The sequence below is a fragment of the Acinetobacter sp. FY731 genome, assembly GCF_059515905.1.
Map to the genome: position 1 here is coordinate 237,606 of NZ_JCAKNB010000002.1, position 25,694 is coordinate 263,299.

Sequence of the window (25,694 nt, forward strand, 5' to 3'; positions counted from 1 at the left end):
AACATGTCTTTTTTATATAAAGTTTTTAAGTAATCTATTTGAGATTTCGTGTGTTTAGTAGAACTTAATAATATAAGAAATTAAAATACAAAATAAGCAAAAAATCATGATTACTTGGAGTATTTTATGCGTTCTACTAAAATTTTAGGTTTAGGTCTTATCGCTGGCATTATCAGCATTGCAGCTTTTGCTGAACCAGCTGTTCAACCGGGTGAAACTCTAGAAAGTTTATCCCAAGCAAAAATTACAACTACTGTAAATGGTCAACCAGGTTCATTAAAAGAATTGGCTGCTAGTGGAAAAATTAAAATTTTAGGTGATGCAGCTCAAGCAACGGAAGAAATTCCTGCATCTGAAGTAGCAACATCTGATGCTGTAGCAGATGAAAGTCCTGCATCTGAAACAGCTGCACCTGAAGCACCAGCTCAATAATCGCTTGTTTGCTGTTTGATATAAAAAAACCAGAATTTACTCTGGTTTTTTTATGCGCAACATGTAAGACCTTATGGATTAAATTTCAATCTGACTTCCGAGTTCTACCACGCGATTTGTCGGAATTTGATAAAAATCACTCACAGGACTTGTATTACGCTGCAATGAAATAAAAAGTTTCTCTCTCCATGGTGCCATACCATCACCAACAGAATGAATAATACGATCTCTTGAAATAAAGAAGCTTACTTGCATTAAGTCGAAATCAAATCCAAGCTCTTGATATGCCTGTTGAAGTGCTTGTGTAATATTCGGCTGATCTTTAAAACCGTAATACATACTAATTCGGTAAAAACGCTCATCTAGCTTTTCTACTGTTATTCGATCTTCTGCCTCAACATACGGTACATCTCTGGTAATAATAGTGACCATAATATTGCGTTCATGTAAGACTTTATTGTGCTTAATATTATGTAGCATCGCATGAGGAACAATGTTTGGAGTTCCTGTAAGAAAAATTGCATCACCTGGAACAAATTTAGTTTCGCTACCCGAATTCACACTTTTAATAAATAAATCGATTGGCAAAGCATCTCGTTCCAGACGTTTTAATACAAGTGCTCGTCCATCTTTCCATGTCATTAAAATGGTAAACAATACAGCACCAATCATAATTGGTACCCATCCACCAGACACAATTTTAAGCGATGTTGAAGCGACAAAAATGAAATCTAAAATTAAAAACGGTGTTGCAAATAATATAACTTTCCAAAGAGGCCAACGCCACAAACCATAAGCCAATACGCTAATTAAAATAGTGCCACATAGCATTGTCATGGTGACTGCCACGCCATACGCATTTGCAAGGTTTGCACTATTCTTAAAGAGTAAAATTAGAATTAATACAGAAATAAATAATACCCAGTTAATAAATGGGATATAAATTTGCCCTTGCTCTACATCAGATGTATGACGCACTGTTAAACGTGGTAAATAGCGAAGTTGAATCGCTTGATTCACCATAGAAAACACACCTGTAATAACTGCTTGCGATGCAATCACTGCCGCTGCCGTTGCAAGCCCAATCATAGGGAATAAAGCCCACTGTGGAATAAGCATATAAAACGGGTTTGCAATCGCCTCAGGATTACGTAGTAATAATGCACCTTGTCCTGCATAGTTCAGCAATAAACATGGCAAAACAATAATAAACCAAGCTAAACGAATAGGTAATCTACCAAAATGCCCCATATCGGCATAAAGCGCTTCACCACCTGTCATTGTTAAAACAACAGCACCCATTGTTAAAAATGCAATATAAGGCTCATTTATGACAAAATTGAACGCCCAATGCGGACTAATCATTGTTAATATGAATGGTGTTTGGCTAATACTCCATAGCCCGAAAATACCTATAGATAAAAACCACAACAATGTAAGTGGGCCAAAAAACTTGCCCATTGTTGCCGTACCATGACGTTGAACTAAAAATAAACCTGCCAAAATACCAATAGAAAGTGGCTCTAACCAATGGTTAAACATTGGTGTTGCAATACTAATACCTTCAATGGCCGATAAAACAGAAATAGCTGGAGTAATAATACCGTCACCGAAAAAGAGAGAGGCGCCAATAAAGCCCAATGCAATCAAATAAATTTTCTTATTTTCAGCTATTCGAGTCGTTCGTAAATTCAATGCAAGTAAAGACATAATACCGCCTTCACCATTGTTATCTGCACGCATGATAATAGTGACGTATTTGAAGCTGATACTCAGCATCATGCACCAAAATATGAGAGAGAGAATACCTAACACCGTAGCATCTGTAATTGCTAAGTGCGCTGTTAAGAAACATTGACGAAATGCATAAAGTGGACTTGTACCAATATCACCAAATACAACACCCAGTGCTGCAAGAGTAATAACAGGCAATGCCGCTTTTTTCGCAGTATTTTGCATATTTTGTCTTCATTTTAGACAGTATTTTGGCGAATCATATCACCACCGTAAAAGTTTTTCTTTAAATCAATTGTTTCAGCTTGGCAGAATATTTTTTTTTCGTTATTATCCATCGCCTATATGGTGAGGTGTCCGAGTGGCTTAAGGAGCACGCCTGGAAAGTGTGTATACGTTTGCGCGTATCGAGGGTTCGAATCCCTCTCTCACCGCCAAATTATCAAAGACTTAGATATAGAATCTAGGTCTTTTTTATTTCAAAATATTAAAAATAAGAAAATGAAGTGTAAAACACACAGAACTCTAAATAGTTTAATTTCTATATATTGTGTTTTTATGAATCTATATTTCCAATCTATTCTTGCTTACTTTTTGACATTTTTTATTACAAATTGCTGTAAAAAACATTAAAGACAAGGTCGCAACTGTATGTTAAAAAAGAGTTATCACAAAAAACCTACGTATTTAAAATATTCGAAAAATACGCTCTTTGTGACCATGTAATATTACTTCTAACCTTCATATTTAAAAAAAGCGTTACTCCAAGAAACACAACATATAGAAACTGCTATTCGGGGGAGCAAACATGAATAACAGCGCAAACTATGTCAAACAAATTAAAAACGCTAAACGAGGAGGATATACCCCTACCATTGCTAAAGACGTAAATAAACACAAAATTCAAAAAGCTATACGCCTTATCGATGAATGGAGAAAACTCGCAATGGAGTTAAAACCTCAACTTCAGCTAGACACAGCATTTACATTAGAAGAATGCGCTCAAGATCTAGACCGAATATTACGTAGTAAATAATTTCAAACTAAACACCTTATTTAAAACCGATTCATAAATCGCTTATTTGTAATGAGCTAAGTGATTTATGAATCCAAATTGAAAATTTCTTTCTTAATTTCACGAAAAAACTTAAAAACAGAGCTAAGTGCTTATTTTTTGGCTTGCATTCAAGTAAACTTTCTGTAGAATGCATTCCACAACGCCGGCATAGCTCAGTTGGTAGAGCAACTGACTTGTAATCAGTAGGTCCACAGTTCGAATCCGTGTGCCGGCACCATTTCTTAGCCTCGCTTTTTAGTGAGGCTTTGATGTTTTTACAGCTTATGCTTTTCTTCTACTTATTATTTTTTAGCTGTTATTTGTACGTATTTCACCAAACCATCTTCATATAATTTCGCACATAGCTTTGCTGTCATTTCAATTTTAAAACTATCTAGGCTATTCCCTTTCACATTTAAATTTAATACATCGTTTACGTACATCGAAAAACCAGCAAACACCTGTTTAGATAGATCAATGATTTTAATGTCTTTGAATCCATAACTTTCTAGGGTCTGCTTCATTTCTGGATACACCATTACATGCTCTAAATTTACATCTGCAGCTTTAAGTAACCACTTATACTTTTGCTTTTGGAATGAATTTAAATTTTGCCATTCATCGGCTAGCATCAAATAATGAAATCCTAATTTTCCATTTGAATTTAAAACTGAATTGACTGATTTTAGAAATGAATTCAAATTGCAGTGATATGTTGCATCTATGCATACAGCAACATCAAACTTTTGTTGAAATGAAATATTCTTTAAATTTAAAAATGAATCACAATAAATATCGATAGAAGAAAGTGACTGAGCTTGAATTTTTTCTACACATTCTTGTTGAAGCTCTATAGCAGCAATCTTTTGAATTTGATAATGATTTTGCCAATGAAGAAGACTAGCCCCCTGCCCGCAAGCAAGGTCTAATAAAAAATCTTGTGATGATAGTTCTAACGCTTGTACAAGCTGATCTGCTAATGCCTGACAAGCTTTAGGATAGGAAGATGTTGCATCTTCCCAATATCCCAAATTGCTCCAAGCAAGTTCATTATCATCTCCCAATAACTTCGCATTAATTGCATATTTATGTTTTGGAAAAATCTTTGGAATTGCTTGAAGCCATTTCATTTTTTAGTAACCAAGTTGCGGTGCGACCTCAACTTTAGGTTTTAATCCTACAAACGGCAATGGCGCACCAAAGTTTTCTGCAATATTCATCGCTGAAGTTACTGCAGATTCTAAAATTGGCAATCCATCACAAGACCATGAACCGCAGAAATAAACTTTACGATCTGAAGCTTTATGGCGTTCTTGAAGTTCTTTATTTAGTGCAATAGTGTCCGAATCTACAACTGCACGAGTTAATTTCACAGAAGAAATGACTTTTTTCGGATCAATATCCACCACTGGACGCCATGTTTGGAAAATTGGTGTTTTACCTACAAGTGATGGCTCAATCGAGTTAAGCCAAACAGTAAATTGCTGACGAGTGAACTTACGATCCATCATGTAACTTAACACAGCCCAATCTTTACGTTTAGGTGGCATTGCTGATTGATCTGTATGAATAACCAAATCACCATCTTCAAATCTAAATTTCTTTAATAATGCAATATCATCTGCGAATTGTTCATTATCTAAAAATGATTCAATTTTTGTTGTTGGCGTTGCCACTACAACTTTATCGAAATAATGGTTTTCACCTGCTTCATTTTCAACAAAGACTTTGCCATCTAACTCTTTTACACAACGAATAGGTGAACCACTTTTAATTTCTATACCTTGCATAAGCTTATCTACAAATGCAGGTGTGCCACCTTGTAAACGCAATAAAGCATCACCATCGGTTAACTGACGTAAAAATATTAATAATGGTTTTGCAGGCCATTCACCAATGGTTTTTGGATCACATGTACAAATGGTATAAAGCACTGGCATAACCGCACCATGCCAAAATACTTCTTCTATATCATTATTATTAATAAATTCAGCAAGCGTAATTTCTTGGTCTTTTGATTTAAAAAACTTTGCTATTGCCGTTTTTAGTTGCAACATGCCTTTAACTAAGCGCCAGCCGTATTGTTGTAAGCCTTTCCGATTATTAATAATAGGAAAATTTCCAATACGGCTACGTGTTGTAGTCAACCATGTTTCAGTTTTATCTTCAAATAACCAACTACATGCCATATAAGTACGAACAGGATATGTAGAAATACCAAGGTGAGTGGCTAAGCTCAACGTATTTTTCCAAAGATGAGGATTCATTACACGCAATGGAGCATCAATTAAACCACCTTCAAACTCCATGCTGTGACTATCCATGCCACGCCCAGATAAGGCTTCAAATATTGTTATATTGTGCCCTGCATCTTTAAGAATTCTTGCTGTAGCGAGACCCGCCATGCCACTACCAATGACTGCAATATCCAAAATATAATCCATCTTTATTTTCAAACTTTCTAAGATTATGAACTAAAGATTTAAAAAAGCGGTTAGTAAAAACTACCAGATTATTAATTTAGTGAGCTATTCCACAGCAGACCTATCAAAATACACATAAAATTACATTGTAACTATGTGTACACAAACTCAAGAATTTATTGAGGTTTTATTAGATATTTGGAAAAAACAGATATAAATCATTTAATAAATTTAATTTTTTTCACTAAAAGTATTTACAAAGAATTACGTATTGGTTATTATCGCACCAACAAAAATGATAAATGCATCACAATAATAAAATATAATAACTACAAAAACACAATAAAAATAAGAACGAAACTACAGCGCGAATAAAAAAGCCCTTGAGTCACTCAAGGGCTTTTTTATACTCTAAGACAATTCATCAATTTTAAAAAAATTAATGTGTTACATGAATTTCTCCAAACTTACCATTATTGAAATCATCAAAAGCTTTGATAATTTCTTCTTTGGTATTCATTACAAATGGACCATATCCTTGAATAGGCTCATTTAATGGCTCACCTGTAAGGACTAAGAACTTCGCAGTTTCTGTTGCTTCGAGCTGAATATCGGTATCACTGTCTTTACTAAACATAACGATGGAACTATCTAGCACTTTTTGTGTACCGTTTAATAGCATTTCGCCTTCAAGTACAACAAACAACACAGTATGCCCCTCAGGGACATGAATCATTTCTTTAAAACCAACAGCTAATTCACCATCCCATACATTAATTGAACTAAAAGTCGATGCTGGACCTTGAAGCTTCTCAAATGCACCCGCAATCACACGAATATGACCAGCATTATCTTTAAATTGAAAAACAGGAATATTCTTAGCTTCAATTGCTTGGTAACGGGGCGCTGTCATTTTATCTTTAGCAGGTAAATTTACCCACAATTGTGCCATCTGGAACAAACCACCATTTTTAGCAAATTCAGGTGAATGAAACTCTTCATGTACCAGACCTGCCCCTGCTGTCATCCATTGCACATCGCCCATTTTGATTGTGCCACCACCGCCAGCAGAATCTTTATGCGTCACTTCACCTTGATAAGCAATAGTCACGGTTTCAAACCCACGATGAGGATGAGAACCCACACCATGTTGCTCAGTAGATGGTGCAAATGAATAAGGAGAAGCATAATCTAATAGTAAAAATGGGCTAATCGCTTGACCTAATCGATCATAAGAGAATAGTCCTTTCATGGGAAAACCATCTCCAACCCAATGCATATTTTCGTTGCGATAAACACCTATAATTTTTTTCATCTCAAGCTCCTACGCTCGGATTTAACTTACGTTTATTTTAAGTTTTAAAGAGTCTTTAAAAAACAGATGAATCAGAAAACAGCATCTCATAATTAGAACAATTTTTTATTTATTCGAAAAAAATTTGAAATATATAATTTAAAAGCCTCTTTTATCTTATTTATAAGATTATTAATCCTAAATAATGGGCTATCTAGCAAAAAATTATCCTATTAATATGAATATTCACTAGAGATTGACCAGATTTTCTGTCATCAAATTTACGTATATGAAAACCAGAGGATACTATTATGGGTAAGCCATATGTTCGCTTAGATAAAGACAATGCTGCGGTACTATTAGTAGACCATCAAACAGGTTTACTTTCTTTAGTTCGTGATATTGACCCAGATAAATTTAAAAATAATGTATTAGCACTTGCTGCAGCTGCAAAATATTTTAATCTTCCAACAATTTTAACAACTAGCTTTGAAGATGGTCCTAATGGTCCTTTAGTTCCAGAATTAAAAGAAATGTTCCCAGATGCACCCTATATTGCCCGCCCTGGACAAATTAATGCTTGGGACAATGATGACTTCGTTAAAGCTGTTAAAGCAACAGGTAAAAAACAACTGATTATTGCAGGTGTTGTTACTGAAGTTTGTGTAGCATTCCCAGCCTTATCTGCACTAGAAGAAGATTTTGATGTATTTGTCGTAACGGATGCATCAGGTACTTTCAACCACTTAACACGTGATTCTGCATGGGATCGTATGTCAAATGCTGGCGCTCAGCTTATGACTTGGTTTGGAACAGCTTGTGAGTTACATCGTGATTGGCGTAACGATGTAGACGGTTTAGGCGCTTTATTTAGCCAACACATTCCAGATTACCGTAACTTAATTAATAGCTACGTTCAAAATACAACCAAAAAATAAGTTTTGGTTTCCTATGTAAAAGCGATCTTTTGATCGCTTTTATTATTTCTTCAATTGGTATTTAAATAATATCCTTTATGATGAGGATTCAAATTTCAAAATATTGCTTTGTACGGAGCGAACATGCATTCATTTGATGATTATTACTACTTTTACCTTGTTGTAAAACATGGTGGATTTAGTGCAGCTAGTGAAGCAAGCAATATTACAAAGTCTAAATTAAGCCGTCGGATTTTAGATTTAGAAAATAAATTTGATGTCACGCTTATTCAAAGATCGACCCGACATTTTAAGGTCACGCCTTTAGGACAAGAGTTTTTTGAGGCATGTGAAAAAATTATTTCACAAACAGATGTTGCTCAAAATATTTTAATGAAACAAACGCTTGAGCCAAGTGGTTTAGTGAAGTTGAGTTGCCCATCTGTCATGATGAAATATCAAATTCGTCCACTACTAAATCAATTTTTAAAGCAATATCCAAAAGTTAAAGTCGAAATGGAGTTAACAAGCCGTCGTGTTGATATTTTGCATGATGATATCGATTTAGCCATTAGAACAAACTTCGAAAGTAATGAAGACTCTAGCATTATTGTTCGTGATGTTATTCGCACAACACATTGTTTGGTTGCAAGCCCTGAGTTATTACAAGGACATATTATTGAACATATTACGGAGCTTTATAACTACCCAAGTATTGTTTTAGGTACGCAAAAAACCAATTACCGTTGGTCTTTATATAATGAAAAACATAATGAAAAAATTGATATTCACTTAGATCCACGTATAAAAAGTAATGATTTATCGGGTGCTTATTTTTCCGCTATAGATGGTTTAGGTATTGCAGATTTACCCTTATTAACCGTAGAACAAGATATTCACAACGGTCGTTTAATTCATATTTTACCTGAATGGTGCTCAAATATTGGTACGGTGCAAATTGTTTACTCTTCTCGTAAAGGTCAACGTCTTGTTATGGAAAAGTTAATTGATCACCTTATTTACGGCGTGAGAAACTATGCAACATCCACAAAAGGCTATATTGCATAACACTCAAATTAACACAAAAAAGCCAGAACAAATGTTCTGGCTTTTTACTTATCTAATTCATTGATTAGATTTTACCAACCAAGTCAATTGACGGTGCTAAAGTTGCATCACCTTCTTTCCACTTAGCAGGACAAACTTCACCAGGGTGAGTAAATACATACTGAGCTGCTTTTAATTTACGAAGTAATTCAGATGCATCACGACCAATACCACCAGCATTAATTTCTACAATTTGAATTGTTCCATTAGGATCAATTACAAACGTACCACGATCAGCTAAACCATCTTGTTCAATAAGAACGTCAAAGTTCTTAGCAAGTGTCCAAGTCGGATCGCCTACCATTGGATATTCAATTTTTTTGATTTCTTCAGAAGAATCATGCCAAGCTTTATGCGTGAAATGTGTATCTGTAGAAACAGAATAAACCTCAACACCCATTTTTTGGAATTCAGCATAATGATCTGCTAAATCACCTAATTCTGTTGGACATACAAATGTAAAATCTGCAGGATAGAAAAATACAACAGACCACTTACCAATCATGTCTTTATCAGACACTTCAACGAATTCACCATTTTTATATGCAGTTGCTGAAAATGGCTTTACTTGCGTGTTAATTAAACTCATGAGATATCCTCTAGCTTCAATTTATATAAGTGCTTATCTTGTGAAGCTAGAATACGAAAATATATTATATTGGTAAAACAGTTCTTTTTCATATGTTTAATCGTTTTTACAAATTAAAGCGCGATTTATCAAAACTTACTCTTTCTTGGGTAACAAACTATATATACGATGCTCTTTCCCCCATTCAACCATCGTAATAATTACATTTTCTAAGTTTTTACCCGATTCTGTTAAACCATATTTAGTAACCTTTAAACCATTTTCGATGACATCAAATTTTTTAACGATGCCATTAATTTCCAATTCTTTCAGCTCCTTTGACACCATTCGTGGCGTAATTCCTGTAATTAAATGCTCAATATCTTTAAACCGTCTTTGTTTCTCAAGCAATGTACAAACTATTGCCAGTTTCCATTTGCCATTAATTACGTTTAAAGCATCTTTAAGTGCAACCACAAAACTAGCACTGCAACTTGCTTGATTAATGATATTCGTCATGTTTTTTAACTGCCTTTACTTATTTATTGTATATTATTCATACAAAAACTAATTTAACTATAACCAAGTATAGTAAGCCTCATTTTACCTTTACAGTAATACAATTCACATATATTGTTTGATGCAAGTCACACAATTAGATTATCTAATTTCTTTCAACTTAATAGAATATCTCTACATCTTGGAAGAAATATAAATATTATTTTATTCATTAGATTGTCTATTCACATATAAAAATCAGAGGATAGAACATGATATTAGTTACAGGCGCAACAGGTCAGTTAGGCTCAAGTGTCATCTCCCAATTAAGCAAAGTTACATCAAAAAATCAATTTGCTATTTTTGCTCGAGATGAAAAAAAAGCGGCACCATACATAGAACAAGGTATTGAGGTTCGTATCGGTGATTTCAATCAAATCTCATCTTTAGGTCATGCCTTTGAAGGTGTTACCAAACTTTTATTAATATCCACAATGGAGTTTAACCGCTTCGAACAACATAAAAATGTGATTGATGCTGCAAAAATGGCAGGTGTAAAACATATTATTTACACGGGTCTAGCCATTCAAAACATTGAAACATCAAATGTTCAAGATTTAATGCAAAGCCATTTTGAGACAGAAAAGTATATTCAAGCTTCAGGCTTAGACTTCACTTTTGTTCGAAATACAATGTATACAGATGCAATTCCAATGATTGTGGGTAATAAAGTCTTTGAAAGTGGTATTTATTTATCAGGTGGAGATGGCAAAGTTCCCTATGCTTTACGCAGAGAAATGGGTGAAGCAATTGCAAACTTACTTGTGCAAGACAATCACGAAAATAAAACGTACAACATTACAGGCGATGTCGCTTACTCCTATGCAGATGTAGCTCAAGCCCTCAGTGAGATTAGCCATCATAAAGTTGAATACTTCGATTTTGATGAAATTCTGTATGAACAATTATTAACAGATATCCACCTTCCTGAATTCCTTATTTATTTAACAAAAGGAACTGTTGTAGATATCAAACAACATCAATATGAAATTGATAGTTCAGACTTAAAAATCTTATTAGGTAGACCACCTTTAGATTTGAAATCTGCACTAAAAGAGCTATACCAACTTTAATCCCTAAACACTACTCGTAAAAAATAGGAATACACATGGAACTTTTGAATGCTTTAAATTGGCGCTATGCAACTAAACGTATGACTGGCGAGAAACTTGATCCTACTCTTGTAAATCAAATTGTTGAAGCTGCTCGTTTAGCTCCAACATCGGCAGGCGTACAACCCTTTCATATTTTTGTTATTTCAAACCCAGAATTAAAAGAAAAAATTTCACCTATCGCATTCAATCAGCCTCAAATTACAGAGTCATCTCATTTACTTGTTTTTACGGCTTGGGACAAAATGGATCCAGAGCGTATTCAAGCAATTTATGACTATACAAATAATGAACGTGGTTTACCTTTAGACAAAACAGCAGATGTCGTTGCGGGTTTAAATAACTTGTTCTCTACTTTCACAGAAGAACAACAGCACCATCATGCATCTAAACAAGCGCACATTGGTTTTGGTATGGCAATTGCAGCCGCTGCATAATTAAAAGTAGATGCGACACCAATGGAAGGTTTCGATAAAAACCAATTAGATGAATTATTAGATTTAAAATCGAAAGGTTTAATGTCTTGTACTTTACTGGCTTTAGGTCGTCGTCAGCCTGAAGGTGATTGGTTAAGCGTATTAAAAAAAGTACGTCGCCCTACAGAAGAATTTATTACTGAAATTAAGTAATAAATGAATAAGTAAATAAATAAAAAGAGCATCTATATTGATGCTCTTTTTATATTAAAAAATAAAGATCTAAAAATTGATACTAATACAGCATTAAGATTTTTTTGCCTTACAGACATATTTGTACACTTTCATAAGATTTGTATGAGAATCATAAATAGGTTCAAAATAGACTGTTGAAAAGGGGGTATCTGTATCTATCGCTTTACCATTCGGCTTAAAACGCTGACTCATAATGGTCGCTTTTGTCTGCTCTTTACAATTAATTTGATGTATAGCTTGAATATAGCCTTTTGGTGCAATTTGCAAAGATGGCACACCATATTTATAAATATATTTATAGCCATATTCCACAACAGATGGATATCCTGCCACACGTTTTACATGGTTTGAATTTACAAAAGTTTCACCATATTCGTCTGTACTGACTTTGACCCAATTTTCTGTTGTTGCTGCATAACATGTTGTCGTAAACATCAGAACCGATATCGCAATATATTTTTTCAATTTCATTTCCCCAAAAAATAATTATTCGTGTTTTATGCTGTATTTATAATAGATTTTTTACATTTTCACAAAATAAAAAACCCTTTGATCTATCAAAGGGTTTTTTTAATATGGCTTAATTTTAAATAAATTTAAAACAATAATATCTTAAATAATTTAACAAATTACTTAGATATATGATCTAAAATGGTAAATCATCATCTAAATCTGAAGGTGCTGTCGCCATTGGCTTAGCAGCTTGTTGTGGCTTAGGTGCTTGGAAACCTTGATTAACATTGTTTCCATAATTACCTTGAGGTGCTTGCTGTTGATTATTATAACCACCCGCTTGCTGACCACCGTAACCACCTTGGTTACCGTAGCTATTACCGCCACCTTGATTATTGTTAAAACGTGGTTGAGCAAAACCGTCTTGAGAATCGCCACTTTGTTGCTGACGATTTGCAGAATCTAACATTTGCATTTGTTCGCCACGAATTTCAGTCGTGTAACGCTCTTGACCACTTTGATCTGTCCATTGACGTGTACGTAGTGAACCTTCGATATAAACCTTCGAACCTTTACGTAAATATTGCTGTGCAATTTCACCTAAACGGTTATGTAATACAATACGGTGCCATTCAGTTTGTTCTTTACGCTCACCAGAGCTTTTATCTGTCCAAGACTCGCTTGTAGCGATAGAAAACTGAGTTAACGATCCACCATTTGGAAATGTTTTTGTTTCAGGGTCTTTACCCAAAGTACCAACTAAGATTACTTTATTTACGCCGCGCATTTGCTGTTATCTTCCTATTCGATTCTATGTTTTACTTTATAAGAGTTCTCATTAAATGACTACCTCTTTACCTAACAAGTGCGTTAAATGTTGTCGTGCAGCATCATCAATCTGCAATTTATCAACTTTTACATAAGCAACTTGTTGATCGGGCATCACTAAGACTTCTTCAATACCACGAATTGCCAATAATTGAGAAGTCCATTCATCTGTTTGTTTGGTATCAGGCAATCTCAATACCAAAGATGATAAATAACGAGGTTGCGATAAACCAAAACTAATGATTAACCAAACAATTGCAATTGTCGTTAATATGCCCCATCCCATTGCAGTGTTGTTTAACATGATCAATTGACCACCCAAAATACCACCACAAAATGCACCTAAAAATTGACCACTTGCATTTACCCCCATAGCCGTTGCTTTAGACTGAATAGGCGCAGATTTTGACAACCATGAAGGCAATAAAGCCTCCATAACATTAAATGCAATAAAGAATAATCCTAAACCTAAAAGCAAAATGTATTTAGATTCAAATCCAAATATCATAAAAATTAAGCCCAAAATAATTCCAACAATGGCTGTCAGAAAAATACCTCGCATTTTACGATATTTTTCCGCCAAAATGATGCTTGGAAATGCAAAAAAGAGACTTATAACTAATAATGGTAAATAAACTAAACCATGACTAGAAAGCGGAATTTTTGCATAGTTAATGAGCTGTAAAGGCACATATATAAACATAGAGGTAAGTAGCAAATGTAATGAAAAAACTGAAACGTGTAAGCGATTTAAATCTTTCATTTTCAGCACTTCTTTCAACTGTACAAAATAACCTTGCTGAAAGTTTTTATGATGACGCTTCACTTTTGGCACAAGAAATAGCATTGAAATGGCAAGCAATCCCATAATTGTTGTGACCCAGAATAAGCCCGAAATGCCAACTAAACTCGTTAACCAAGGACCTAAACTAAAAGCCACAACAAAAGATAGGCCAATGCTCATACCCATGAATGCCATGGCTTTAGAGCGCTGTTCTTCACGCGTTACATCTGCAAGTAAAGCCATGACCACTGCTGAAACTGCCCCACCACCAGCAATAGCACGACCAACAATCACACCATAAATTGTGTCTGACATTGCCGCAATTGCACCACCTATAGCAAAAAGCAACAGTCCAAACACAATTAAAGGTTTGCGGCTATAGCGGTCTGCAATAAGGCTAAATGGAATTTGTAAAATAGCTTGAGTTAAACCATAAACCCCCACTGCTAAACCAATCAGTGCAGGTGTTGCCCCTTCATAAGCCTGACCTACCACTGAAAATACAGGGATGATCATGAACAGTCCCAACATGCGTAAGGCAAAAATACTACTTAAAGCAAAGGTTGAGCGACGTTCTAGGGCATTCATCATAGGTCGTTAAAACTCGTTAATTTCTGTGGAAGATTATAGGACATTTGGTGCAATTCTCGGCATATATTTTATTTTAAATATAGATGATCACCATCTAAAAAAACAAAAAAGCGCAACTTACGTTACGCTTCTCAACAACTTAATCACAAAGAAGTTATGTCATTTGTCGTTTATTATATTGAATAGATGCCACAACAGCCCAAACAATAAATGCTACACCAATTAAGCCTGTAACAACTTCTGGAACATGTAAGCCTGTACCACTTGCAATCATAATAAATGCTAAAGCACCAATTGCATAATGTGCACCATGCTCTAAGTAAATGTACGCATCTAAAGTCCCTTTATCGACTAAGTAAATAGTCATAGAACGTACAAACATTGCACCAATTGCAAGACCTAGCATAATAATGACAACATCTGAAGTAATAGCAAAAGCACCAATTACACCATCAAAACTAAATGATGCATCTAATACTTCTAAATAAAGGAAACCACCAATACCCGCTTTAACCACACCACCGGGAACAACATTACCGTTTTTATCTACACTATTGCCATCTTCATCAACTTCAGGCTCACCACCCAATAAGTGACTCAGTACTTGAACACCAATGTAAACCACAATGCCCCAAATACCCGCCATTGTCACCACTAAACGCTTGGCTTCATCTACATTTGCAGCCATAACAAGTAAAGCAATAAGTGCAACAAAAACAGACATTGCAGGAACATTTGCTAAATTTGATAAACGACGTTCAAACCATTTAAACCAATGTGTATCTTTACCTTCATCTAAAAAGAAATTTAAAAATACTAACAATAAGAATGATCCACCAAATGCAGCAATTTCAGGATGATGATCCATTAATCGTTGCGAATAGGTTTTTGGATCATTCAATGCCAATTGAACGACTTCTACAAAGCCCATGTCCGCTGTTACTGCAACAATAGCAACTGGGAAAATTAAGCGCATACCAAAAACAGCAACCAAAATACCCACAGTTAAAAAGAGCATTTTCCAAAAATGATCCCAATTGCGTAGGACTGAGGCATTTACAACAGCATTATCGAAAGATAAAGACACTTCCATAATGGCTAAAATTGCTGTTACTGTTAAAGCTGTAAGCATGGTCTGTATGCCTGCTTCTGGTCCATGGGTATAACCCCAATATGCCGATATCGCTAAACATACGATCGTAAAGAAAATAGAGAAACCAAAATGTTTCAACATGGTAAAACGACCTTAAATAATTTAAATATTAAAAAATTGGTAAAATTATACAGCACAAAATTTACTTTTATTTTCTGTTTTAGACATTTCACCTATCTGTAGTTGGCTTGTTTTGTATAGTTTTTACCGTGGAAGATCATCAAGTAAGTCTAGTCTTCACTGATTTAACTTTGCTCAATTATGATCCTTTTTTTTCATTAATCAAAAACCTTCATATTATTTTTTGAAACCATGTAAATATTTATACTTCTTCAACACGATTGCTACGCACAATTGTTATATTAAGCTCAACAATATCAACATGCTCTAAATAGGATTTGAAATGAGCTTTTCACAAGATGTTTGGTCACGAAATTTAGATTTATATCAAAAAACACTGCAACACCCTTTTAACCAAGAGCTTGCTCAAGGTACTTTAAATAAAGACGCATTTTGTCATTATGTCATTCAAGATGCTCACTACTTAGTCGCTTATGGTCGCTCGCTTGCGGTATGTGCGGCAAAAGCATTTAGCGCAGAAGAAATTATTCAATTCTCTGAAGCGGCAAAACTTGCGATTGTGTTTGAACGTGAAATGCACAATGAATTTTTAGATCAATTTAAAATTTCTGCGGAAAATTTTGAAACTACTCCGCTTACGCTTGCTTGCCATCATTACACTTCATTTTTACAAGCAACGGCTTGGGCTGAAAGCTACCCTGTGGTTTTAGCGTCTTTACTTCCTTGTTTTTGGATTTATGCAGAAGTAGGTAAAGATATTGTTAATAAGTCTGTCAAAAATAATCCATACCAAGCTTGGATTGATACCTATGCAAGTGATGACTTTCACGAAGCCGTACAAAAAGTCATTGAAACTGTAGATGCAGTTGCTGAACGTGCTGATGCTGATACGCTTGAGAAAATGCATCAAGCTTATACACGTGCTGCACAACTTGAGTGGTTATTCTGGGATGGTGCTTATCATCAAAGACAATGGAATGGTTTAGATGCCTAATAGCAAAAACAAACCTGAGCTTTTTTATTGATACGCGACAAAGTCATCCACTGCTGTTCGAGGCAAACAAGTATTTAAAAAATTCCGTTTCTGCGACTGTTCTGAAAAATATTTATTTTTGACGAGTTCAGTGGATGACAAAAGGTTTTGGCTACTTTTGCCGTTACAAAAGTAGCAAGTGAGCTCCTCACCTATATAAGCTCAATGGAAAAATTCCCTCACAATGAAAATCTTTATTTAAATAAAATTTAAATTTACTGATGATACAACTGCCAACCATAAATTAAGCCTGCCGCAGCCACCACCCAACACAAAGTCGCAAGTCCCAAACACGACCACATCGACATTTTAGTCGCTAGTACATACACCATAAATAAATAGATGAAATATGGAATAAGCGACCATAAGCCAAAAAGTGCGGTTTTTTGTAGAGCTTCTGCCCCTTGCTGTTGTGAAACTATGACGTGTGCAATAAGCGCAAATGTAGGAAATAAAGGAACTAAGCCTGCTATATAGAATGCTTTGCTTTTAGACAAAACTGCAATAATTAAGACAACAGCAGCACCGAGTACGCACTTTAAAAACAAACCAAACATAATTTATTTTTCACAAATTCCTTTTTTCAATAGTATAACGAAATACAGATTTTTATTTTAATAGATACGGAACTCTCACAGCTAAATGAAAAAAAGTTCTAATTTTAGTGAAATGCTTTAATTCGATGCTTTTCATTTTTACACATAATCGACACGATATTAAATAAACCATATATTTCAATATAGTGCTCTTTATAAACATGTGATCTAATCCAAGACTGATTTAATTCAATGGAATAAACGTGGCAATACAATTAGCAACTGCAAACGATCTCGAATGGGTTAATACTCAATATCAAAAAATAGATTTTGTACCAAGCTCGTTAGACAATGAAATTATTGCTATCGTAACGCATAACGATAAGCTTGCTGGTGTTGGTCGAATTGTTTATCTAAATAAACAAGAAGTCGAAATTGGAGGGATTTATATACTAGATGAATTTCGAGGCTTATCTTTGGCAAACGAGCTTGTGAGTTATTTAGTTGATCTTGCTCAGCAAAAGTATCTTAAAGCCATCTATTGTTTACCATTCGAAAATCTTAAAAACTTTTATCAAAAATTTGGTTTTTATGAATTTGAGCATCATGCGAATTTAGTAAATGAAAAAATTCTGAAAAAACATCAATGGTGCTTAGAAAATTACGACAAGAAAGTTCTGTTACTAAAACGAGTAAATGATAGTTAATTTTTTCCACGTAAATAACACGATATAACTCACGACAACTTTTCTAAATTTTGGAGATGGCAAATATCTAAAGAATAAAAAATCAGCATCTTTAAACTAAATAGAATTTGTCATTTCAATCGTTAAAATTACACTTTTATAACTTGTAATTATGCTCACTTTAATATTATAAATGATAATCATTATCGTTTATTTGGTTTTGGGGTTAGCTATATGACAATTGAAACGCAAGGTACAGAAGCCATGCGCGCCATGATTACATTGCGACAGTGCTGGTTTGAAAATGATGAAATTTACTTAAACCAAGGCTGTTTACATTGTGGCTCTGCCGCAACATATTTAATTTATTTTACCAACCGTAGAATTCAAGACTTAATGTTAAATTTTATTGGACAATATAACTGTAACCCTAAGTTAAATTTTGATTTTTTAGATATCGAAAACTTCACAGAAAAATATGAGCATTTTTTATCTCAACTTGAGCGTTTAGTCATTCAATATTCATTTAGTAAAACCCAACAAGCCAAAACACAGTCTTTTGAAGAAATCGAATCTATCTTTGAACGACCATATTCAGGTTTATGTGATATCGCTTAATTTTTTCAATTTTCAGCCTTTTTCTAGCACAGTTTTATACTGTGCTTTTATTTATGTCAGATTTAAAACAATCACCGTCATAAATTGACGTTTTAATTACTTTATTTTGCACTTGAACATTTTTCATGCGCTATCATATACCCTTATTCACGTACCCTTTTTGAGAAGTATTTATGAGTCAAAGTCATATCCGTATTCGAGGCGCGCGCACCCATAATTTAAAAAATGTGTCACTCGATATTCCACGTGACAAGTTTGTGGTAATCACGGGACTTTCAGGCTCAGGAAAATCATCTTTAGCATTCGATACTTTATATGCCGAAGGTCAACGTCGTTATGTAGAATCTTTATCTGCATACGCACGTCAATTTTTATCTCAAATGGAAAAACCAGAAGTAGATTCTATTGAAGGTTTAAGCCCTGCCATTGCCATTGAGCAAAAATCGACAAGTCATAACCCTCGTTCTACGGTGGGAACAATTACAGAAATTTATGACTATTTGCGTCTTTTATATGCCCGTGTAGGTACGCCTTTTTGTCCTGAACATGACTTACCCATGGTTGCCCAAACCATTTCAGAAATGGTCGATGCAGTAAAAGCGCTTGAAGAAGGTACAGCACTGATGTTACTTGCACCTGTGGTGCGAGATCGTAAAGGTGAATACAGCAATTTATTTGAACAATTACAAAGCCAAGGTTTTGTTCGCGCACGTGTCGATGGCGAAGTCATGGACATTGACCCTATTCCAGAACTCGATAAAAAGAAAAAACACACTATTGAAGTTGTAGTAGACCGCTTTAAAGTCCGTGATGATTTAGGCAACCGAATTGCAGAAAGCTTTGAAACAGCACTCCGTTTAGGTGGCGATATTGCCATTTTATCTTGGATGAAAGGCGAGCAAGCAGATCGTACTTTCTCTGCAAAACATTCATGCCCTGAATGTGACCGTGCCGTTGGCGAACTAGAGCCACGCTTGTTCTCGTTTAACAATCCATTTGGTGCTTGCCCAACCTGTGATGGCTTAGGTACACGCAGCCATTTTAGTGCTGAAAAACTTATTCCAAACCCTGAAGTTTCTATTAGCCAAGGTGCAATTCGTGGTTGGGACAGACAACGCCCCTACTACTACAGCATGATTCAAAAAGTTGCAGATCATTTTGCTTTTTCTGTAGATACGCCTTGGAATGAACTTGATGCAGATACTAAAAAGAAATTTTTATATGGCACAGGCAAAGACAAAGTCGACTTAAGCTATATCGATGAGCGTGGTCGCTCGCATAAACGTGTACAAGCTTTTGAAGGAATTTTGCCTCATTTAGAACGTCGTTATCGTGAAACTGAAAGTAATTATGTCCGTGAAGATTTAGCACAGTATTTATCGAATGCAGCTTGTGACGTTTGTGATGGTTCACGTTTAAACGAAATCTCACGTAATGTAAAAATTTTAGATAAAACCATCGCCCAAATTACAAAAATGTCGATTGGTGATGCTGAAAACTATTATCAAGATGTTCAGCTTGAAGGTGCTAAAGGCGAAATTGGCGATAAAATTTTCAAAGAAATTCGTGAGCGTTTGCACTTTTTAGTATCTGTTGGTTTGAACTATTTAAGCCTTTCACGTTCTGCCGAAACGCTTTCAGGTGGTGAAGCACAGCGTATTCGTTTGGCTTCGCAAATTGGTGCAGGCTTAATGGGCGTAATGTACGTTCTCGATGAACCTTCTATTGGTTTGCATCAACGTGATAATGACCGTTTGTTAGAAACGCTTGTTCGTTTACGTGATTTAGGCAACACCGTGTTAGTGGTTGAACACGATGAAGATGCTATTCGTGCTGCCGATCATATTATTGATATTGGTCCTGGTGCAGGTATTCACGGTGGTCACGTGATTGCCGAAGGTACTTATGATGAAATTTTGGCAAATCCAAAATCGCTTACGGGGCAATATTTATCTGGCAAGTTAAAAATTGAAGTACCCAAAGTTCGTGTGCAACCGCCAAAACCTGAAGAGCAAATTAAGCTGATGGGTGCGGCAGGTCATAACTTAAAAAATGTCGATTTAACCATTCCTTTAGGCATTATGACCTGTGTAACAGGCGTTTCAGGTTCGGGGAAATCGACCTTAATTAACCGTACACTTTTACCGCTTGCGGCAACGCAATTGAATGGTGCAACAACGCTAACTGCGGAAAAATTCGATTCTATCGATGGTCTGCAATTTCTAGATAAAGTAGTCGATATTGACCAAAGCCCAATTGGTCGTACACCTCGTTCAAACCCTGCAACTTATACAGGTTTGTTTACACCAATTCGTGAATTATTTGCCCAAACACCTGAAGCGAAAGCACGTGGTTATGCAGCAGGTCGTTTCTCGTTTAATGTAAAGGGTGGTCGTTGTGAAGCCTGTGAAGGTGATGGCATGATTAAAGTAGCCATGCACTTCTTACCCGATATGTATGTGCCTTGCGATGCTTGTCATGGTAAACGCTATAACCGTGAAACTTTGGAAGTTGGCTATAAAGGCAAAAACATTTCTGATGTTTTGGAAATGACCGTTGAAGATGCAATGCATTTCTTTGATGCAATTCCTGTAATTCACCGTCGTTTAGAAACATTGAATCAAGTTGGTTTGGGTTATATCCGTTTAGGTCAATCTGCAACTACCCTTTCAGGTGGTGAAGCGCAACGTGTGAAATTAGCACGTGAGCTTGCGAAACGTGATACGGGTAAAACCTTATATGTTCTCGATGAACCAACGACAGGTTTACATTTCCACGATATTGCGAAGTTACTCGATATTCTTCATGAGCTTCGCAATAAGGGAAATACCATTGTGGTGATTGAGCATAATTTAGATGTAATTAAAACTGCAGATTGGATTGTAGATTTAGGTCCTGAAGGTGGTGCAGGTGGCGGTATGATTATTGCCGAAGGTACACCTGAAGAAGTTGTAAAAAACAAGGTTTCGCATACAGCGAGATTCTTGAAGGCGATGTTGAAATGATTTGGAAAGGGCTCATAAGAGCCCTTTTTTATTTATCAATTCTTGAAATTAAAAAATCATAATAATTCTTATGAAACTCAGATAACCCTTTCTTTTCTTCTAAAATTTCTTTTACCAACAACTTCAAGTGCGATGGAAACTCTTCTATAAATGCCATTAGAGGTATATTAAGAAATTGCTCATCTTTAAAATAATCGACCTCAATAAATTGTTTTATATCAGCTTTAGTTAACCCACTTATTACAAGTTCATATTTCTCTGAATAGTCTTTAAGAATAAAAGATGCATTCATTGCATCATTCACATTTGGAAGTCCAACCAATGGATTAATCTGAAAATAGCTCTCAATATAGTCTCCAAATCTATGCTGACCTTGCCCAAAGGCATTTTTTCCTCTAAAGGCTTGCCGATCCTGTTCAAGTTGTTGAACAATCCATTCTTTTACTTTTCCCTCTAATTTCTTAGATTCATCAATAGCTTCTAATTTTTCTAAAACAGTTATAGCGAAATCTAAATTCCCTAAATTTTGTAGCCCAATATTTTTTATACTTGACGCAAAGAACCTCTGAGCAAAAGTATGATCTGCTTTACAGTTCCAAAACTCATTACATAGTTGATTAAATTCTTCATTAATTTGTAATTTGTCTTCCGAAACTAAATCCGATTCTGCTAGTACTTTCATTTTTTCAAAATCTAAAATATCTCTCTGCTCAAACCATTTTTTAAACTCAATTAACCATTCATCCGTTCTATACGCCAAAATATTGGAAAAACTTCTAATCTTATTAAATAATTCAGGATCTGTAATTTGCTCTTCATCAGCCTTGTACTTCTTATTCAATGTTACAGAAATAGGACGTTTTAACGGAAAATCATTCCATTGAACTTTTAAACTTTCTCCAAAATCCTCTATTAAATAGCCTTGTAATATTCGAACTAAAATAATTTCTTTGGTCGAATAAGCAACTTCATTTGATAATTGCTCTATAAATTGCTTATAAAGCTTTATCACTTTTTGAAAAAATCTAAAATTATGAATTTCTAACTTCTCAGCAAATTTCACCATTAAATCAACTAATGGTTTATCAATCTCTGCCTCTTCAGATTTCGCTCGAATCAAAGGCTCAACCGATATAATTCTTATCGTTTCATCTATCAGTTTTTCTTTATATTCAGCATATTTTTTCTTATTTTCTTCATCATTTTTAGACTCATCCAAAATCAATATAACTTGGCAGTTTCGTTCCAACTTTAATTGATTGGCTAAGCCCATTACATCTTTAATATCAAGTTTATTCGACATTCGCTCAAAATCATCAAAACAAATAATCGCATCTTTGACCTGACTAAACATTAAAGTATCAATCAGCTTGGCTGGAGCACTAATACCTAATTGACTTATGCGTGTATCTTTAAAAATTGAAGGTAATCCTTTAAGCCATTTTGGTACTTCGATTGAAGAGTGATTGTTTTTAATATTGCTATAAATTTGTGTTTTTAAATCGCTTAATGACTCTATACCAAACAACGAAACATACGCATATTTACGATTAAAAATCTTTTCATTCCGATGGAGTCTTTCTTCCGATAATTGCTTTTCTAAAAAATTCTTCCAAAAATGAGTTTTTCCGACTCCCCAACACCCAGTAATGGCGACAGAAAAACCCTCATTATTATTTTTTCTAAAAATATCTTCTAAGCGCTTTTCTTGCTCTTTAACATTCATAATCATGGTCTTACAGAATACTTAAAACAGTTATAACTCAAGTACTTTGTAAAACCAAACCATCTAAAATAGATTTTCTAATTAAAATAAATTCAACAAACTTAAAAGCTGTTTCAGATCAACCTAAAACAGCATTTTTACCCTGAGTTTTCACATTCAACAATGACTTATCTGCACGCTCTAAAAGCGCCATCCAAGAATTAGCACCAACCGCAACACCAGCACTTACAGATACATTCACAACTTCATTTAACTCTTTAATATAACAATCTGACTGATGAATCGATTGACGAATTCGCTCTGCCAAAATTAAAACATCTTTAAAATTCGCATGATCAACAATAATTAAAAACTCATCACCGCCATAACGCACAACAAGTTCAGACGATGTTAAGTGCTCTTTTAAAGTATCCGCAACAAACTTAATGACCTGATCGCCAATAATATGTCCCAGACGATCATTCACAATTTTAAAATCATCAATATCAATAATAATTAAACCTGTTTGCGTTAAACGCTCAGGTCTAAGCTCAAGTAAACGAAGATATTCATTCAATGCCAAACGATTCGACACACCTGTCAAAACATCAGTATTGGCAATATTACGCAATTGAAATTCTAAAATATCTCGCTGCTGCAACATTGTTTGCAGTTTCTGAATTGCTTCAAATAGTGAAACTTCATTCTGATTATCAATCACCTGATCTGAAATACTTTTATACTTATCAGAAAGCTCTAAAATTTTTTGTCTTGCTTCAATTAATGGTGCAAAAACCCTTCTACGAGCATAAATCAAAGTAAATAATGCTGAAAATAATGAAATTATTGATACAACCAAGGTGAACAAAAAGTTTCTAAATTCTTTTTTATAGCTACGCTCAACTGAAGCCAAACTGCTTTTTAAAATATAACTTTGTAAATCTACAACCGTTGCAAACTTACCCACCATTTCTTTAGTCAATTCTGTCGCTGCCAATGAATATGGCTGATGTTCTCTACTTTCTTGAAGTAATTTAGTAACAATAGGAATACCTTTATTAATAAACTCAGACTGAACGTTTTTATGTAACTTTAAATACTCCTCGGTACGTTGTTCCGATGGTTATAAAGTATTTATTAAATCCCACAAATAATGAACTTGATACTGATTTTGTAACGAATTAGATTCGTTAAGCACAGAGATCGGCTGTTGATAAGTTAATGCAGCCATAATTGATGAAGCAACTCGCCCTGCTTGATCTCTTAAATCTGCCAATAGCAGTACTAATGTATAGTTATCTGAAATATTTGATGTACGACCAACGGAACGATAAACAATACTTTTTAAAACATCATGCGTAGAATCCCAAGCAACAAACATTTTTTTAATTGCCAGATCTAACTGTTCTTCACTTCTTTGTGAAACGGGCGCTTCAATATATTGATCTACAGCCGTACGCCCTTCATCTAACTTTTTAATAAGATGAATATAGAGTTGTTTAGATTGCTCTGAGAAACCATGACTATTCAATACATAAATCGTTTTTTCAATTTGTCGATCTACTTGTTTTCTATATTCAATAAGCTCAATTAAATTTGCCTTTAACTCTTCAGGCGAACTAGACATCGCTTTATTCGCAGGTGCACGTTCTTTAGAAATATTATTTGCCAATTCTGCAACATCTTGCAAAACTAAAATTTCGGACAACGCTAGTTCTGATTTTTTATAATTAAAATAACTATTTACAGTTAAAGGAATAGAAATAATTAATAAAGAAGCAATAATAATGCTCATCGACCAAAATAATCTAGATCGAATATGCTCCGAACGTAATTTCTGCTTCATTAGAAGCCTATCCTCTAGTACGCAAAGGTCAACTCTCCAACCTTTTCAATTTAAGATTATATAATATACAAATGTTAACAATAAACATACCGTAAAATTTCGATGTTTTATGCTGACTAATTCGATTGATCTTTCAACTATTTATTTTAACCACTTAATGTATGCCCCTACTTAAAACAAACTCAACCCAATACACTAAAGAACATCTTTCCAACAAATATAATAAAAAAGTTAGATCAATTATTTACAAATGCATCAAATAGGTGCATAATGCACCTCATTAGGGCAAATAAATAAATTCCTCAGCAGATTTATGGCTTTACCCGCAAATTTTGGCGATAAAAAAATCAGTTTCTTATAGAAACTGATTTTTTTATCGCCAAAATTAAAATTACATCTATTTAATTAATAATTATTGCACCATATTGGTGCTTATGTGTTTTTGATAAAAAAAAGCTCAACCTTGGGGAAAGTTGAGCATGTAAAAGTAAATCTTGTGTGG

25 protein-coding genes and 2 tRNA genes are annotated in these 25,694 nt (G+C 34.7%); 13 read left to right on the forward strand and 14 right to left on the reverse strand.

Going from position 1 to position 25,694, the window contains the following annotated elements; translation table 11 throughout:
* Window positions 1-126 precede the first annotated feature (126 nt).
* On the forward strand, window positions 127-432 hold the full coding sequence (locus AC5YC8_RS03300; RefSeq protein ID WP_496163529.1) for a hypothetical protein: 306 nt from the start codon (window positions 127-129) through the stop codon (window positions 430-432).
* Between the two features lie 78 nt (window positions 433-510).
* On the opposite strand, the gene AC5YC8_RS03305 is transcribed toward AC5YC8_RS03300, so the two are convergent.
* Window positions 511-2,391, reverse strand: a complete 1,881-nt coding sequence (locus AC5YC8_RS03305; protein ID WP_496117241.1) for a potassium transporter Kup — start codon at window positions 2,389-2,391, stop codon at window positions 511-513.
* 122 nt (window positions 2,392-2,513) lie between these two features.
* Between AC5YC8_RS03305 and AC5YC8_RS03310 the strand changes: the two genes are divergently transcribed.
* From AC5YC8_RS03310 to AC5YC8_RS03320, 3 genes are all read left to right on the forward strand, one after another.
* Window positions 2,514-2,603: transfer RNA gene (locus AC5YC8_RS03310), tRNA-Ser, on the forward strand.
* A 371-nt stretch (window positions 2,604-2,974) separates the two neighbouring features.
* Complete coding sequence (locus AC5YC8_RS03315; protein WP_496117239.1) at window positions 2,975-3,202, forward strand: hypothetical protein; 228 nt, start codon at window positions 2,975-2,977, stop codon at window positions 3,200-3,202.
* Between the two features lie 183 nt (window positions 3,203-3,385).
* Window positions 3,386-3,461 (forward strand) — tRNA-Thr (locus AC5YC8_RS03320).
* Between the two features lie 64 nt (window positions 3,462-3,525).
* Here AC5YC8_RS03320 and AC5YC8_RS03325 read toward each other — a convergent pair.
* The 3 genes from AC5YC8_RS03325 to AC5YC8_RS03335 form a co-directional block, all read right to left on the reverse strand.
* Entirely contained in the window at window positions 3,526-4,353 is an 828-nt protein-coding gene (locus AC5YC8_RS03325; protein ID WP_496163530.1) for an SAM-dependent methyltransferase, read from the reverse strand.
* Between the two features lie 3 nt (window positions 4,354-4,356).
* Complete coding sequence (locus AC5YC8_RS03330; protein ID WP_496163645.1) at window positions 4,357-5,655, reverse strand: FAD-dependent oxidoreductase; 1,299 nt, start codon at window positions 5,653-5,655, stop codon at window positions 4,357-4,359.
* 430 nt (window positions 5,656-6,085) lie between these two features.
* Complete coding sequence (locus AC5YC8_RS03335; RefSeq protein WP_496163531.1) at window positions 6,086-6,961, reverse strand: pirin family protein; 876 nt, start codon at window positions 6,959-6,961, stop codon at window positions 6,086-6,088.
* A gap of 290 nt (window positions 6,962-7,251) precedes the next feature.
* On the opposite strand from AC5YC8_RS03335, the gene ycaC reads away from it, so the two are divergent.
* Together ycaC and AC5YC8_RS03345 are read left to right on the forward strand one after the other, a co-directional pair.
* The gene (gene ycaC, locus AC5YC8_RS03340) at window positions 7,252-7,878 is read left to right on the forward strand and encodes an isochorismate family cysteine hydrolase YcaC (protein ID WP_496117234.1); all 627 of its coding nucleotides are present in this window, start codon (window positions 7,252-7,254) and stop codon (window positions 7,876-7,878) included.
* 123 nt (window positions 7,879-8,001) lie between these two features.
* On the forward strand, window positions 8,002-8,925 hold the full coding sequence (locus AC5YC8_RS03345) for a LysR substrate-binding domain-containing protein (RefSeq protein WP_496163532.1): 924 nt from the start codon (window positions 8,002-8,004) through the stop codon (window positions 8,923-8,925).
* Between the two features lie 64 nt (window positions 8,926-8,989).
* Here AC5YC8_RS03345 and ahpC read toward each other — a convergent pair whose 3' ends face one another.
* Window positions 8,990-9,553: an alkyl hydroperoxide reductase subunit C gene (ahpC, locus tag AC5YC8_RS03350; protein ID WP_496117230.1), complete on the reverse strand. Its 564-nt coding sequence runs from the start codon at window positions 9,551-9,553 to the stop codon at window positions 8,990-8,992.
* A 135-nt stretch (window positions 9,554-9,688) separates the two neighbouring features.
* Entirely contained in the window at window positions 9,689-10,051 is a 363-nt protein-coding gene (locus AC5YC8_RS03355) for a winged helix-turn-helix transcriptional regulator (protein WP_496163533.1), read from the reverse strand.
* 251 nt (window positions 10,052-10,302) lie between these two features.
* Between AC5YC8_RS03355 and AC5YC8_RS03360 the strand changes: the two genes are divergently transcribed.
* Genes AC5YC8_RS03360 through AC5YC8_RS03370 form a run of 3 tightly spaced genes read left to right on the forward strand, consistent with a single transcriptional unit; the run spans window position 10,303 to window position 11,831 of the window.
* The gene (locus tag AC5YC8_RS03360) at window positions 10,303-11,163 is read left to right on the forward strand and encodes an SDR family oxidoreductase (protein WP_496163534.1); all 861 of its coding nucleotides are present in this window, start codon (window positions 10,303-10,305) and stop codon (window positions 11,161-11,163) included.
* A 35-nt stretch (window positions 11,164-11,198) separates the two neighbouring features.
* Complete coding sequence (locus AC5YC8_RS03365; protein ID WP_496163535.1) at window positions 11,199-11,639, forward strand: nitroreductase family protein; 441 nt, start codon at window positions 11,199-11,201, stop codon at window positions 11,637-11,639.
* 21 nt (window positions 11,640-11,660) lie between these two features.
* Window positions 11,661-11,831 (forward strand): hypothetical protein, encoded by a 171-nt coding sequence (locus tag AC5YC8_RS03370; RefSeq protein WP_496163536.1) that lies wholly within the window; start codon window positions 11,661-11,663, stop codon window positions 11,829-11,831.
* A gap of 93 nt (window positions 11,832-11,924) precedes the next feature.
* On the opposite strand, the gene AC5YC8_RS03375 is transcribed toward AC5YC8_RS03370, so the two are convergent.
* The 4 genes from AC5YC8_RS03375 to AC5YC8_RS03390 all read right to left on the reverse strand — a co-directional run bounded on the left by AC5YC8_RS03375 (window position 11,925) and on the right by AC5YC8_RS03390 (window position 15,763).
* Window positions 11,925-12,338, reverse strand: coding sequence for a hypothetical protein (locus AC5YC8_RS03375; protein WP_496117222.1), 414 nt, complete (start codon window positions 12,336-12,338; stop codon window positions 11,925-11,927).
* A gap of 181 nt (window positions 12,339-12,519) precedes the next feature.
* Window positions 12,520-13,113, reverse strand: coding sequence for a single-stranded DNA-binding protein (gene ssb / locus AC5YC8_RS03380; RefSeq protein WP_496117219.1), 594 nt, complete (start codon window positions 13,111-13,113; stop codon window positions 12,520-12,522).
* A gap of 51 nt (window positions 13,114-13,164) precedes the next feature.
* On the reverse strand, window positions 13,165-14,529 hold the full coding sequence (locus tag AC5YC8_RS03385; RefSeq protein WP_496163537.1) for an MFS transporter: 1,365 nt from the start codon (window positions 14,527-14,529) through the stop codon (window positions 13,165-13,167).
* A 154-nt stretch (window positions 14,530-14,683) separates the two neighbouring features.
* On the reverse strand, window positions 14,684-15,763 hold the full coding sequence (locus tag AC5YC8_RS03390; RefSeq protein ID WP_496117215.1) for a DUF475 domain-containing protein: 1,080 nt from the start codon (window positions 15,761-15,763) through the stop codon (window positions 14,684-14,686).
* 322 nt (window positions 15,764-16,085) lie between these two features.
* Here AC5YC8_RS03390 and tenA point away from each other — a divergent pair, with 322 nt between their 5' ends.
* Complete coding sequence (gene tenA / locus AC5YC8_RS03395; RefSeq protein WP_496163538.1) at window positions 16,086-16,757, forward strand: thiaminase II; 672 nt, start codon at window positions 16,086-16,088, stop codon at window positions 16,755-16,757.
* 254 nt (window positions 16,758-17,011) lie between these two features.
* Here the strand turns inward: tenA and AC5YC8_RS03400 are convergent, their stop codons facing one another.
* A complete protein-coding gene (locus AC5YC8_RS03400; protein WP_311917960.1) occupies window positions 17,012-17,353 on the reverse strand; it encodes a GlpM family protein in 342 nt (113 codons plus the stop codon).
* 242 nt (window positions 17,354-17,595) lie between these two features.
* Between AC5YC8_RS03400 and AC5YC8_RS03405 the strand changes: the two genes are divergently transcribed.
* The 3 genes from AC5YC8_RS03405 (at window position 17,596) to uvrA (ending at window position 21,641) form a co-directional block, all read left to right on the forward strand.
* Window positions 17,596-18,039 carry a GNAT family N-acetyltransferase gene (locus tag AC5YC8_RS03405; RefSeq protein WP_496163539.1) on the forward strand — a complete coding sequence of 148 codons (444 nt, stop codon included), beginning with the start codon at window positions 17,596-17,598 and terminating at the stop codon, window positions 18,037-18,039.
* 213 nt (window positions 18,040-18,252) lie between these two features.
* A complete protein-coding gene (locus tag AC5YC8_RS03410) occupies window positions 18,253-18,636 on the forward strand; it encodes a hypothetical protein (protein ID WP_496117209.1) in 384 nt (127 codons plus the stop codon).
* 173 nt (window positions 18,637-18,809) lie between these two features.
* Window positions 18,810-21,641 (forward strand): excinuclease ABC subunit UvrA, encoded by a 2,832-nt coding sequence (uvrA, locus tag AC5YC8_RS03415; RefSeq protein ID WP_496163540.1) that lies wholly within the window; start codon window positions 18,810-18,812, stop codon window positions 21,639-21,641.
* 28 nt (window positions 21,642-21,669) lie between these two features.
* Here the strand turns inward: uvrA and AC5YC8_RS03420 are convergent, their stop codons facing one another.
* The 3 genes from AC5YC8_RS03420 to AC5YC8_RS03430 form a co-directional block, all read right to left on the reverse strand.
* Window positions 21,670-23,367 carry a P-loop NTPase fold protein gene (locus AC5YC8_RS03420; RefSeq protein WP_496163541.1) on the reverse strand — a complete coding sequence of 566 codons (1,698 nt, stop codon included), beginning with the start codon at window positions 23,365-23,367 and terminating at the stop codon, window positions 21,670-21,672.
* Window positions 23,368-23,485: 118 nt separating this feature from the next.
* Window positions 23,486-24,343 carry a GGDEF domain-containing protein gene (locus AC5YC8_RS03425; RefSeq protein WP_496163542.1) on the reverse strand — a complete coding sequence of 286 codons (858 nt, stop codon included), beginning with the start codon at window positions 24,341-24,343 and terminating at the stop codon, window positions 23,486-23,488.
* Between the two features lie 126 nt (window positions 24,344-24,469).
* Window positions 24,470-25,192 (reverse strand): hypothetical protein, encoded by a 723-nt coding sequence (locus AC5YC8_RS03430; RefSeq protein WP_496163543.1) that lies wholly within the window; start codon window positions 25,190-25,192, stop codon window positions 24,470-24,472.
* Window positions 25,193-25,694: the final 502 nt, after the last annotated feature.